10 protein-coding genes are annotated in these 12,391 nt (G+C 63.0%); 4 read left to right on the top strand and 6 right to left on the bottom strand.

Going from position 1 to position 12,391, the window contains the following annotated elements; all coding sequences use genetic code 11:
* Nucleotides 1-64: 64 nt before the first annotated feature.
* Nucleotides 65-1,786, bottom strand: coding sequence for a Na/Pi cotransporter family protein (locus tag ORS3428_RS27760; RefSeq protein ID WP_071101459.1), 1,722 nt, complete (start codon nt 1,784-1,786; stop codon nt 65-67).
* A gap of 146 nt (nt 1,787-1,932) precedes the next feature.
* On the opposite strand from ORS3428_RS27760, the gene ORS3428_RS27755 reads away from it, so the two are divergent.
* Nucleotides 1,933-2,802 carry a LysR substrate-binding domain-containing protein gene (locus tag ORS3428_RS27755; RefSeq protein WP_071101458.1) on the top strand — a complete coding sequence of 290 codons (870 nt, stop codon included), beginning with the start codon at nt 1,933-1,935 and terminating at the stop codon, nt 2,800-2,802.
* A 103-nt stretch (nt 2,803-2,905) separates the two neighbouring features.
* Here ORS3428_RS27755 and ORS3428_RS27750 read toward each other — a convergent pair whose 3' ends face one another.
* The gene (locus tag ORS3428_RS27750; protein WP_071101457.1) at nt 2,906-3,097 is read right to left on the bottom strand and encodes a hypothetical protein; all 192 of its coding nucleotides are present in this window, start codon (nt 3,095-3,097) and stop codon (nt 2,906-2,908) included.
* A gap of 41 nt (nt 3,098-3,138) precedes the next feature.
* Nucleotides 3,139-3,819 (bottom strand): hypothetical protein, encoded by a 681-nt coding sequence (locus ORS3428_RS27745; protein WP_071101456.1) that lies wholly within the window; start codon nt 3,817-3,819, stop codon nt 3,139-3,141.
* 210 nt (nt 3,820-4,029) lie between these two features.
* Between ORS3428_RS27745 and ORS3428_RS27740 the strand changes: the two genes are divergently transcribed.
* From ORS3428_RS27740 to ORS3428_RS27730, 3 genes are all read left to right on the top strand, one after another.
* Nucleotides 4,030-4,581: a hypothetical protein gene (locus ORS3428_RS27740; protein ID WP_071101455.1), complete on the top strand. Its 552-nt coding sequence runs from the start codon at nt 4,030-4,032 to the stop codon at nt 4,579-4,581.
* Nucleotides 4,578-5,909, top strand: a complete 1,332-nt coding sequence (locus tag ORS3428_RS27735; protein ID WP_071101454.1) for a GAF domain-containing protein — start codon at nt 4,578-4,580, stop codon at nt 5,907-5,909. The genes ORS3428_RS27740 and ORS3428_RS27735 overlap by 4 nt, the downstream gene beginning before the upstream one ends.
* Before the next feature lie 418 nt (nt 5,910-6,327).
* A complete protein-coding gene (locus ORS3428_RS27730; RefSeq protein WP_071101453.1) occupies nt 6,328-6,981 on the top strand; it encodes a phosphoribosyltransferase in 654 nt (217 codons plus the stop codon).
* A gap of 55 nt (nt 6,982-7,036) precedes the next feature.
* Here ORS3428_RS27730 and ORS3428_RS27725 read toward each other — a convergent pair whose 3' ends face one another.
* From ORS3428_RS27725 to ORS3428_RS27715, 3 genes are all read right to left on the bottom strand, one after another.
* Nucleotides 7,037-8,020, bottom strand: coding sequence for a zinc-dependent alcohol dehydrogenase family protein (locus ORS3428_RS27725; RefSeq protein WP_071101452.1), 984 nt, complete (start codon nt 8,018-8,020; stop codon nt 7,037-7,039).
* Between the two features lie 221 nt (nt 8,021-8,241).
* Nucleotides 8,242-9,417, bottom strand: a complete 1,176-nt coding sequence (locus ORS3428_RS27720) for an acetate/propionate family kinase (RefSeq protein WP_071101451.1) — start codon at nt 9,415-9,417, stop codon at nt 8,242-8,244.
* On the bottom strand, nt 9,414-11,858 hold the full coding sequence (locus ORS3428_RS27715; RefSeq protein WP_244508119.1) for a phosphoketolase family protein: 2,445 nt from the start codon (nt 11,856-11,858) through the stop codon (nt 9,414-9,416). Before ORS3428_RS27715 ends, ORS3428_RS27720 begins: the two co-directional genes overlap by 4 nt.
* Between the last annotated feature and the right edge of the window lie 533 nt (nt 11,859-12,391).

Raw genomic sequence — 12,391 nt, 5'->3', positions numbered from 1 at the left:
CGATTTCGCCGATCTATTTGTAAAATCGTTATTTTGTATCGATGTATCGGAATCGCTTATAGTCTTACACCGGCTGATGCRCCATTTTCTCTGGCGCGTTGCCTGGCGCTTGGCCGCCCCGCGCCAGCCGGCTTTCGAGCAGATCGCCRCTCTCGCTGAGCAGCGGATAGGCGACCGAAGCCAGYAGCGAGTTGATCTCCTTCAGCGCCCGAACCGCCTCAAGATGGATATCGCTGGTCTCAATGCTTTCAGGTGTGCCCGATTGCAGGCGCCGCAAATGCCGGTCATGGCTCAGCCGCTCCAGCTTGCGCATCCGCTCCTTCTCGACGACCAGCTGGCGCGCCGAATCGAGATCGCTCGACACCAGGACATTCAGGGCAACTTGCATGTTCGCCATGACGCGATCGTGAAGCCCGACAAGTTCGCTCCATCCGTCGCGCGAAAAGCGCAGTTTCTTCTCGACGGTCTCCTGGGCGAGAACCAACAGGTTCTTGGCGACGATGTCGCCCGCCCGCTCGAGGCTGATGGCAAAGTCCGTCAGCTCGATGCCGCGCCTCGCCTCGGCCGGCGTCATGGCGCCGCGATTGACCTCGGCTATATAGAGCTTGATGTCGGTATGAGCCCGGTTCACCTCGTCGTCGAGCTTCTGCGCCTGCCGGATGCGCTCAAGGGAGCCRGCGTCGAAGAAATCCATGACCGGGCGCAGCATGAGCTCGACGACTTCGCCCATGCGCAGCAGCTCACGTGTGGCGCTGGCGAGCGCAAGACTGGGCGTGCCCATGACCGTGCGGTCGAGCACGCTCGCCCGTGCCGCCATCCCGCTTTCCGCCGCAGCGGCCTTCTCCGTCGACGTGTCGGTCACGAGCAGCGCAACCAATCTTTCCATCATGCCGGTGAAAGGCAGGCAGACCACGACGAGCCCCAGATTGAAGGCCAGATGCAGGTTGACCAGTTGCCGTCCCTCGGTCGCGCCGAAAAGATCGGCCGGGAACGGCACAAGCTGAAGCGCAATCAGCACCGTGAGCGCAGCCGCCGCGCGAAAGAGGAGATTGYCGAGTGGAATGCGGCGCGCCTCCAGGACCTGCTGTCCGCGCGTCAGCCAGAATGCGATGAAGCCGCCGCCCAGATTGGCGCCGAGTACAAGCGACAGCCCGACATCGATGGGCACCATRCCCTGCATAGCAAGCGTGACGAACAGCAGTATCGCGGCGACGCTGGAATGGATCAGCCACGTAAACAGCGCGGCTGCGGCAAAAGCGGTGAGGAAGTCACCGCGCAGGTATGAGATCATGATCGGCAGCAGCGTACTTTGCCGCATAGGCGCCGTCGCCTCGCCGATCATGCGAAGCGAGAGAAGCACGAAGGCGATGCCCATGAGGATGCGTCCGGCCTGCCTGACGGAGCGCGCTTCGAATTTGAGGAACAGCACGCCGCCGATCAGGATCAGGACCGGCATCAGCCAGCTCAGATCGAACGAAAGCAGCTGTACGACGAGGGCGGACCCAAGGTCGGCGCCAAGCAGGATCGCCAGGCCGACCGAAACCGGGACCATGCCGCTTGCGGCGAAGCCTGCGGCAAGGACCGCGACCGCCGTCGAGCTTTGCAGCAGCACGRCAAGCGCGGTGYCCGCCGCCGCCRATTGAAGCCGTCCGCCGCGAGCCCGCCGCAGCACATCGCGCAATGCCGGGCCGCCAGCTCGCTCGACGCCTGTGYGTACCATGCGGACCGCCCAGAGCAGCAGCATGACGGCGCCGGAGAGATGCAGCAGGATGATGGAAAATTGCATGGTTGGCTCCGACCGGCGCCAACCCTGGTTGGCTCCGACCGAAGGTGAAGCCGGGCAAGACATAAATCAAATCGTTCGTTTCTATCTTTATATCAGTCTTGTCTATGCTAACTTGGCGGCTCAAACGGCCACGAATGGAACAGCGAATGCGCTATGTGCAATTGAGAGCATTTCATCAGGTCGCGATTTCCGGCGGCTTCTCGCGCGCCGCCGAAGCGCTGTTCCTCACCCAGCCTGCGATCTCAGACCAGGTTCGCAAGCTYGAGGAAGAGTATGACGTGCTCCTGTTCAACCGGAACAAGAAGCAGGTGACGCTGACCGCTCAGGGCCAGAGGCTGCTCGAGATAACGCACCGCATGTTCGAAACCGAGCAGCAAGCGTTGGAACTGCTGACGGAATCGCGCGCGCTGCGTTCCGGCACGCTGCGGATCGTCGCCGACGCGGCGCATCATCTTCTGCACATTCTCGGCGCCTTTCGCGCCCGCTACCCGGGGGTCCAGGTCTCCTTGCGCTCCGGCAACACCGAAAGCGTCATCAGCAGCCTCTACAGCTACGAGGCCGATGTCGGGGTGCTTGGCGAACTGCCGGCAGGCCGCGATTTCGAGATGCTCAAACTCAATTCAACGCCGATCATCGCCTTCGTCTCCGCCAGTCACCCGCTGTCGGCGAGGAAGTCGCTGACGCTCAAGCAACTTGCGCAAGAGCCGCTGGTCATGCGCGAGCGTGGTTCGAAGACGCGCAAGAAGTTGGAGGATCTTGCCGCTGTGTCGAACATCGAACTCAAGCCTGCGATCGAGGCCGAAGGCCGCGAAGCCGTCCGGGAGATCGTTGCCTCGGGGGCCGGCGTCGGTTTCGTTTCGGCGGCGGAATTCGGCCACGACACGCGGCTTGTGCCGATTCCAATCGACGCCCCCGAAACGCTGATGGACGAAGCCCTGATTTGCCTGCGCGAGCGCAGCGGCGGCAAGCTCGTGCGCGCGTTTCTCGACATGGCTCGCTCGATGTCAAACGACTGACGCATGCGGCCCAAATATGCGCGGCGGTCTTTTGAAACATACGCAAATACAAAGACTTAAAGCGCGTCGCTCGAATCCGTTCGGCGCGACGCGCTTGATCAGATCAGAGCGCCCTTCTGAGCGGTTCCTCGTCCAGTCTTAGGCGGTGGAAGAGGCGGTCGGGATGGCGCGACCGTTCGGCGAGATCCAGATCGGCCGCCCCGATATAACGGCCAATCGAGATCGGCACGGCGGCCGCGTCCTCGCGAGTCTTTGCCGTCCCGCGAACCGCCTTTCTCAGAGGGTTGATCACCATCTTTTGGTTCCTCTTGATCCTCGGTTCGCGGGAGATCCGGGTCAGTTGCTGTGCTGGTGCTCGTGGTGCTCGCACGTCACACGCGGATTGAACTGGGCGAAGGTGCCGTTCGGATTCTCGCGATAGAGCCAGATGTGCCGGTCATGGTGCGGCTCGAAATTGTGYGCCTCGTCGATTGCCGTCGCGGGATCGTCTTTCATCGTGTTGTAAGCCAGGCCGTGGAACGACGGCGGGGCATGGTTGCCTGCATCACTCCATGCCTTGGCGAAGACGAGATTCTCGATAGCGATCAGCTCGAGCGACCCGTTGGCCTGCGGCTCGTAGATGAGGACGCCTGGGTTGACGAAATCGGTATGCGTGCCGGAGYCGTTGACGCGCGGGTTGGGCGGCGCGGAAATGCCGAGCAGGTCCGGGCGGAAATAGTGCACGCCCATGCCGCCAAGCGACTTCGGCAGACCCATCATGTCGGCGGTCTCGCACATGTTGGCGGGGTCGCGGACATAGCCTTCGGCGAGCGCAACCCCGATATCGCGAAAGCGCTCTGTGGCGCGACGGATTTGGGCGAGGCTCGGCTCGCCCGGCGCAGGCGAGGAGGATGCGTCGATGCGTGCCGGGTCGTCGGGCCGGATGCCGGCTGCATTGTCGGTGTGAATGTTGCAGGCGAGGGCCGCGGTGGCTGTCAGCACCACGACGGCGGACGCGACCAAGGTTGTGGATTTCATGTCTCTGATCCTCTGTTCGGTCTGAAATCGCACGCCGCAGGCCTTGTCGCGACCCGGCGTCGATGGGGCGGTGAAATAATCCGGCAGGGTCGCGTCCGCTCGCTAAATGGTCCTGCAAGAAACCGTAAAAGAATGCTAAAAGAATCCTCAGGGGTAATTTTCACAGTTCATCTCGCCAACCGACCTGAGGGAGCGACAGGCAGGCGAACCATGCCACGCGCATCCCAGCCTCACACGCCTGACTTCGAGATCGCAGCGCGACGCGCTTACGCCGCCGACGGAGACAAGGCCGGCGTGCTCACGCCTGACCTCGAGGCCTTTTGCCAAAGCGGCGTCAGTATCGTCGTCGCGGCGTGTCGGCCGGCCGAGGCGCCTGTCGCCGGGCTGGGCTGCGGCTGCCGGATGCGGCCCGACGGTCGAATGCGGCTCCTGCTGCCCCGGCCCGGCAACGAGGAACTGCTGGCGATGCTGGAACGCGGCGCCGGCATCGCAGTCACCTTCACCCAGCCTTTCACGCACCGCTCGATCCAGGTGAAGGGATCGCAAGCCGTCGTCACCACGATGAACGGAGAGGACGGTCGCGAAGCAGCGCGGCAGAGCCAGGGCCTGCGTCGGGAACTGGTCGTTGTCGGCTATCCGCCCGCCTTTGCTGAAGCCTATTGCAGGGTAGACCCCGAGATCGTCGTCGCGGTGGATATCAGCCTCGATGCAGCATTCGTGCAGACGCCGGGTCCCGGTGCGGGCGCGGAGTTGAAGCCGTGACGCCGCTGCGRCTTTCCGCCATCCGCAATTGCCTGGAGGGCATCGTCCCGTCGGTGATCGCCACCGCGGACGCCGATGGCACACCCAACGTGTCGCTTATCTCGCAAGTCCAGTATGTCGATCCCGAGCGCGTTGGGCTGTCTTACCAGTTCTTCAACAAGACCCGGCGCAATCTCCTGGCGACGAAACGGGCATCGGTGGTCGTCGTCGACCCCGACACCAATGCGCAATACCGGCTGGCGCTCGAATATCTAGAGACGCAGACCAGCGGACCGCTGTTCGAGGYCATGCGCGCCAAGCTCGCCGGCATCGCCTCGCATTCCGGCATGCAGGGCGTCTTTCGCCTGCTCGGTTCCGACGTCTTCCGGGTCGCGGAGATCGAGCCGCTTCCCAGCACGACGATGCCGCAGCCGATCGGCATAAACCTCCTGTCGGCCGCACGCCGCACCTGCGAGCAGATCGCAAGCTGCGACGAACTGGGCGAGTTGTTCGACGCCGCGCTTGCCGGCCTGCAGCAGCATTTCGGCATCGAGCATGCCATGGTGATGATGCTCGACCGGACGTCGGACCGGCTCTACACCGTCGCCTCGCGCGGCTATCCGGTCTCCGGTATCGGCTCGGAAGTTGGATTGGGCGAAGGCGTGATCGGCGTCGCGGCGGCGCAAGGGGTGCCGATCCGCATCGGCCGCATGGCGTCGGAATATTCCTATGGCACCGCGGTTCGCGACACGGCACGCGCCGCCGGGCTCGACTGGGAGCGCAATACGGCCATTCCCTATCCTGGGCTGAAGGCGCCGCAGAGCCAGATCGCCATGCCGATTCTGCACGACGGCAAGACGATCGGCGTGATTTTCGCCGAGAGTCCCGAGCCAAACAAGTTCGGTTATGACGAGGAGGACGCCCTCTCGCTCATGGTCGGGCACGTGTCGGTCCTGATCGCTCTTCTGCAACAGGAGGAAGGGGCCGAGAAGGCGCCGCCTCGGCCGGCATCGGGAATGGCAACCGGGCGCGAGATCCGCATCCGCCACTACCGCGCCGACAATACGGTGTTCGTCGGCCACGAATATCTGATCAAGGGCGTCGCCGGCGCGATCCTCTGGAAGCTCGCATGCGAGCATGCGAGCACCGGTCGTGTCGAGTTCACCAACCGAGAGCTGCGCCTCGATCCGGCCCTTCGCCTGCCGGAACATGCTGAGAACCTCGAAGCGCGCCTCGTCCTGCTGCAGCGGCGCCTATGCGAGCGCAACGCCGGCATCGCCATCGACAAATGCTGCCGTGGCCGCTTTCGCTTGATGGTTGAGGGTCATCTGGTCCTGGAAGATATCTAACGCATGTCGCTCAAAAGTGCGTAGCGGTTTTGGGATGAGGACATGCGTAGTGCAGACTCCGCCCATGTCGGCGGAAACGACCTTGCGATCTGGGGATCCGGGTGAACGAACTCCCACAGATACGGGTTGGAACGAACGGAGCGCATTCCGGTTATTGAAAGATCAGTGTTGCTTGGGTTGCGCGACTGCCAACACTGATCAGAGGGATTTACTTCGAAGGGATGGAACCCCGCCGAACCAGGGCGGCAGCGAAGAAGCGTGACTTCGTCATCTCTGTCAGGAACAGCTTCGGCTACGGCCGGAGCGTCGACATAGACAAGCCGATCGCGGCGGTTCAAGCTTCCCGACCGCCACATTTCCCACGGTTCACGAAGCGATGAGTAAATCCCTCCGTCAATCATGGCCGCAGGGGTGACCGATGTTTCAAGATCGAAAGGACGCCGGCCTGAAACTCGCTGCCGAGCTTGCCAAGCGCGGGCTGCAGGATCCGGTTGTTCTGGCCTTGCCGCGCGGCGGCGTCCCTGTCGCCGTCGAGGTGGCCAAGGCTCTCAAGGCGCCGCTGGATCTGATCCTCGTCCGCAAGGTCGGGGCACCGGACAATCCGGAACTGGCCGTCGCGGCGATCGTCGATGGTGACCCACCGGACATCGTTCTCAACCGGGAGGTCGTGGACGCCTATTCTTTCAATGACGACCAGCTTCGCGACCTGATCGCAAAGGAGCGTCCGGAACTGGAAAGGCGTCGAACGACGTACCGCGGCGAGCGCGCATCGCCGTCGGTTGACGCAAAGACAGTGGTCGTCGTCGACGACGGGGCTGCCACCGGAACGACGATGAAGGTTGCCATTCGCGCGCTGAGACGGCGCTCGCCGCGGGAAATCGTGGTAGCCCTTCCCGTCGCGCCGCCTGAAACGATGACCGAACTTGCCATGGAGGCGGATTGGACTGTCTGCCTCAGCCAGCCGCCGCATTTCCAGGCGCTCAGCCAGCACTATCTCGATTTTCCTCAACTTTCGGACGGCGAAGTCGTCGCAATCCTGGACGAGGCCGCTCAACTACGAACTGCCGGGTGACGGCCGATCCGACAGCACGCCACCATCGCCTACGCCCACCGTGCGCTCCAGACCCTCACGGCTGCAGGACTGCGGCTCCGCTCAATCGGCCCATGCGCAAATCGTCCAGCGCCTGGTTGGCCCGCTCGAGCGGATATGTCTTGGTATGCGTGCGCACCTGTGCGCGCTGCGCGATCGGGAAGAAATCCTCCGCGTCTCGGCGAGTGAGGTTCGCGACCGACACCAACTCTCTTTCTYCCCAGAGAAGCTTGTAAGGCATCGACGGAATGTCGCTCATGTGGATGCCGCCGCAGATCACGCGGCCGCCTTTGCGGACGGCCCGCAACGCGGCCGGCACCAATGCGCCGACCGGCGCGAAAATGATCGCGGCGTCGAGCTCGACGGCCGGATACTCATCCGAGCCGCCTGCCCAGGCAACGCCCAACGAGCGCGCGAATTGCTGGGCCTGAACGTCTCCCGGCCGGGTGAAGGCAAAGACCTCGCGTTCCTGCCAGATCGCCACCTGGGTGATGATGTGAGCGGCGGCGCCGAAGCCATAGATGCCCAGCCGCCGATCGTCGCCTGCCTTCTTGAGGCAGCGCCAGCCGATCAGCCCTGCGCATAGGAACGGCGCGAGCGACACGGGGTCCGCCGCGGCATCGAGCGCGAAGGAAAAATTATCGTCAGCAACGGCATGGCTGGCAAAGCCGCCGTCCCGTGTGTAGCCGGTAAAGAGCGGCTGGTCGCAGAGATTTTCGGCGCCGGCGCTGCAATAGCGGCAATGTCCGCAGGTGTGTCCGAGCCAGGGAACGCCCACTCTCTGCCCCAGGCGCGACTGGCTCACGCCCTCACCGACAAGATCGACGATGCCAACGATTTCGTGACCCGGGACGAGCGGCAGCTTTGGCCGTGGAAGATCGCCGTCCACGACATGCAGATCGGTCCGGCAGACCGCGCATGCCTCCACCTTGAGCCTGATCTCGCCCGGTCCCGGCCTGGGATCGGGACGATTGACGAGGTTCAAAGGCGTGCCGGGCTTTTCCAGCACCATTGCCTTCATCACACTTCCCCGGTTTCTCGGAGACGGGCCAGCTCTCGCTCGGCAGCGAGGAATGGAAAACGCGTTGGCCCGGCACCCGTTCCTGTCGTGGGCGCCCGTCCTTCGCTGGGCCAGTCCTCGCCGACATTGATCGTCGTCAATTGCATCAGACGAAATGGCGCCCCTCGCCGAAGCCTTGCTGGACCTCATCGTCGCAGCCAACGCTGATGACCATCGGGCAATCAAGCCGTTTCGAGGTCGAGCAGTTCGCTGGCCACCGCGCGTTCCTCGTCGGCCGGAATGACAAGAACGTCGACGCGGGAATTCGGAGCGCTGATCCGCTCTTCGCCGCGGCGGTTCAAACCGTAGTCGACAGCGACGCCAAGCCATGCGGCGGCCTCGCTGATCCTTTGCCGGATCTGATGCGCGTGCTCGCCGATGCCCGCGGTAAACACCAGCGTATCGAGCCCTCCAATCGCGGCCGCGAGCGATCCGATCTCGCGTGCGACCCGATAGACGAAGAGATCGACGGCGCGGGCCGCTGCCGGCTCCTGCGACGCAAGCAGCGTTTGCATGTCGCCGGAAATGCCCGACACGCCCAGCAGGCCGGATCGCTCGTAGAGCAGGGTTGACAGTTCGTCGGCCGACAGCTTGCGATCCCGCAGAAGATGCAGAAGCACACCTGGATCGATAGCGCCGCAACGCGTGCTCATCACAAGACCATCGAGCGTCGAAAAGCCCATGGTGGTGGCGTGACTTACGCCGGCCTTCAGCGCGCAAAGGCTCGCGCCGCTGCCGAGATGAGTGACAATCGTTCGGCCGCCGGCGCCTTCGCCGTAGCGGTCACGGAGCCTCGCGGCGATGTGGCTGTAGGAGAGCCCGTGGAACCCGTAGGAGACGATGCCCTGCTCCGACATCTCGCGCGGCAAGCCATAAAGCCTGGCGAGTTCCGGCCTCGTCGCGTGAAAGGCCGTATCGAAGCATCCGACCTGTTTAGCCTCAGGCAGAAGCTGCCTGGCCAGGTGGACGATCTCGAGGTTGATCGCTTGATGGATCGGAGCGAGCGGCTCCAGCCTGTGCAGGGCATCGAGCGTGCGATCGTCGAGCAGGGTCGCCCGGGCGAATTCGTGCCCGCCATGCACGATCCGGTGCCCGGCCTTGCCGATCCGGCGCAAAAGACCGCCGTCGGCGAGGAAAGACGCCACGGCTTCGAATGCCTTCGCAATATCGATCGGCCCGTCCCCCAGGTGCTTGTCTATCTCGGGTGAGAACGCCGTGGGCGCGACGTGCAGCCGCGGCTGGTGCGCGATCGACGAGACGCTGCCACGCACCGTCAGGTGAAGCTCGTCGCGCTTCTGAAACACCGCGAACTTCAGGCTCGAGGACCCGCCATTGAGGATGAGGATTGCCTCGGTCACGGCCTGCCGGTCCCGGCCGCATTTTGGACGCTCGTCTGTTCAGCCCGGCGCTTGGGAGTCRGCTGCTCCCACTTCCAGTCGAGGATATCGGGCATGTCCTGCCCGCGCTCACGGATATAGGCCCGATGCTCGATCAGCTTGCCTTCCATGGCCTGCTTCAGCCGGATATGCGCGCCGGCCGGCTCGGGAATGCGGTCGAGCACGCTCAGTACGAGATGGTACCGGTCGAGCCCATTCAGCACCGTCATGTCGAAGGGCGTGGTTGTCGTCCCCTCCTCATTGTAGCCGCGCACATGGAAGTTTTCGTGGTTGGTCCGCCGATAGGTCAGGCGATGGATGGTCCATGGATAGCCGTGATAGGCGAAGATGACGGGCTTGTCCCTGGTGAACAGCGCGTCGAACTCGTGATCGGACAGCCCATGCGGATGGTGTTCCTTCGGCTGCAGCGTCATCAGGTCGACGATGTTGATCACCCTGATCCTCAGTCCGGGAATATGGTCTCTCAGGATTTGGACGGCGGCCAGCGTCTCGAGCGTCGGCACGTCGCCGGCACAGGCCATCACCACATCCGRCTCGGTCTCGCGATCGGTCGAGGCCCAGTCCCAGATGCCGATRCCGGCCTTGCAGTGAACTTTCGCCTCTTCGATCGACAGCCACTGCCAGGATTTGGCTTTGCCTGCGACGATGACGTTGATGCGGTTCCATGTCTGCAGCGCATGGTCGGTGACACAAAGCAGGCTGTTGGCATCCGCCGGCAGGTAGACCCGCACGACGTCCGCCTTCTTGTTCAGCGCCACATCTATGAAGCCTGGATCCTGATGGCTGAAGCCGTTGTGCTCCTGCTGCCAGACGTGGCTGGACAGCAGATAGTTCAGCGAGGCGATCGGTCGTCGCCAGGGCAACTCACGGCAGGCATCCAGCCATTTCGCATGCTGGTTGAACATGGAATCGACGATGTGCGTGAAGGCCTCGTAGCAGGAGAAGAACCCGTGCCGGCCTGTAAGCAGATAGCCTTCCAGCCAGCCCTGACAGGTATGCTCGGACAGGACCTCCAGAACCCTGCCTTCGCGGCCGAGATGGACATCTTCGGGCAGGATCTTCTCCATCCAGGCGCGCTCCGTCACCTCGAAGACATCCTGCAGCCGGTTCGAAGCGGTCTCGTCGGGACCAACGATGCGGAAATTCCYGGCGCCTTGGTTCAGCGCCATGACGTCGCGCAGGAAAGCGCCCATGACGCGGGTCGCCTCCGCCTTGACGCCTCCGGGCCGCTCGACCGGGACCRCATGCTCATGCAGGGCGGGCAGTTCGAGAGACCGGCGCAGCAGGCCGCCATTGGCGTGCGGATTGGCGCTCATGCGCCTGTCGCCTTGCGGGGCGGTGGCGCGGACCGTGGGCACGGGAGAGCCCGCGGCATCGAAGAGTTCTTCAGGCCGGTAGCTCCGCAGCCATTCCTCCAGCATCTTCAGATGCGCGGGGTTGTCTGCGAGACCGGAGAGCGGCACCTGATGGGCCCGCCAGAATCCTTCCGTCTTCAGCCCGTCGACCTCCTTGGGGCCTGTCCAGCCCTTCGGGCTTCGCAGCACGATCATTGGCCATGTCGGACGGGACTGTGCGGTCTTTGCTCCGCTTCGCGCCGCCTGTTGAATCGCCCCGATTCGGTCCAGCGCGTCGTCGAGCACCACGGCCATCCGCTCATGCATAGAGGCCGGATCGTCGCCCTCGACAAACAGCGGTTCGTAGCCATAGCCGACGAACAGCGCGCGCAATTMGTCCTCGGGCATGCGGGCGAGAATGGTGGGGTTGGYGATCTTGTAGCCGTTGAGATGGAGGATCGGCAGCACCGCGCCGTCATGCGCCGGGTTGAGGAACTTGTTGGAGTGCCAGGACGTGGCGAGCGGCCCGGTCTCCGCCTCGCCGTCTCCGACGATGCAGGCGACAACAAGATCACGGTTGTCGAAGGCAGCGCCATAAGCATGCGAAAGTGCGTAGCCAAGCTCGCCGCCTTCATGGATCGAGCCGGGCACATCAGGCGCCGCATGGCTTGGAATGCCGCCCGGAAAGGAGAACTGCCGGAAGAGCTTCTTCATTCCGGCCTCATCCAGCGCGATATCCGGGTTGATCTCGCTGTAGGTGCCTTCGAGGTAGGCGTTCGCCACCATTGCAGGCCCACCATGGCCGGGACCGCAGATATAGATCACGTTGGCGTCGCGCAGTCTGATGGCACGGTTGAGATGCGCGTAGATGAAACTGAGGCCCGGCGAAGTTCCCCAATGGCCGAGCAGCCTGGGCTTGACGTGCTCCAGCCGAAGGGGCTCGCGAAGCAGCGGATTATCGAGCAGGTAGATCTGCCCGATCGTCAGGTAGTTGGCGGCACGCCAGTAAGCATCGATGTCGTGCAGTGCCTGCTCGGACAAGCGATTGGTGCTGGGATGCTCGGTCATTTGTCATTCCTTCGCTGGTTCCAAACCGACCCCGGCTGAWGAACAACGCATCGACACTGCCACCGGTTCATGGCCTGCCGGCATCAAGACCGGCCGCCATCGACCGCTTCGAAGGAAGCTGTGCCRTGGTGGCGCTGATGATTGGTGCCGACATTGCCGACGAAAAGCAGCATGCGATGCTTCGTTCCAAGCCGGAGTAACCAAGCCGAGGAACAGGCTGCGCCGATAAGGCGATGACCGCGTCGGCGTCCGGAGTTTAGGTCAATCATTTGYCGTCACCCATCCGAACGCGGATGGGCGCCGGAAAACCGATCCCTGCGATTGCGGCCTACGCTTGCTGGAGTAAATCAATACAAAGTCGACGAAAAGTTGCCTGGCTATCAAAGCTTCCAGGTGCACCACTAATCGAATTTAAATCAAATTTTTCATATTAACTAACTATTAACATTGCGCTTATCTTTTTGATTTTTTTACTTATGATATCCATGAATGGGGAAGTTTGAATATCGGGGAATAGGGCGACTTCTCCCATG

The sequence above is a fragment of the Mesorhizobium sp. ORS 3428 genome, from assembly GCF_001854785.1.
Lineage (GTDB): Bacteria > Pseudomonadota > Alphaproteobacteria > Rhizobiales > Rhizobiaceae > Mesorhizobium.
Note: the sequence above shows the minus strand (reverse complement) of the source record. Positions and strands in the feature narration are given on the sequence as shown.

What these genes read in the sequence shown, in the direction of transcription:
- ORS3428_RS27740 (WP_071101455.1), top strand. Translation starts at nt 4,030, where the DNA reads ATGCCACGCGCATCCCAGCCTCACACGCCTGACTTCGAGATCGCAGCG.
- ORS3428_RS27750 (WP_071101457.1), bottom strand. Translation starts at nt 3,097, where the DNA reads ATGGTGATCAACCCTCTGAGAAAGGCGGTTCGCGGGACGGCAAAGACT.
- ORS3428_RS27730 (WP_071101453.1), top strand. Translation starts at nt 6,328, where the DNA reads ATGTTTCAAGATCGAAAGGACGCCGGCCTGAAACTCGCTGCCGAGCTT.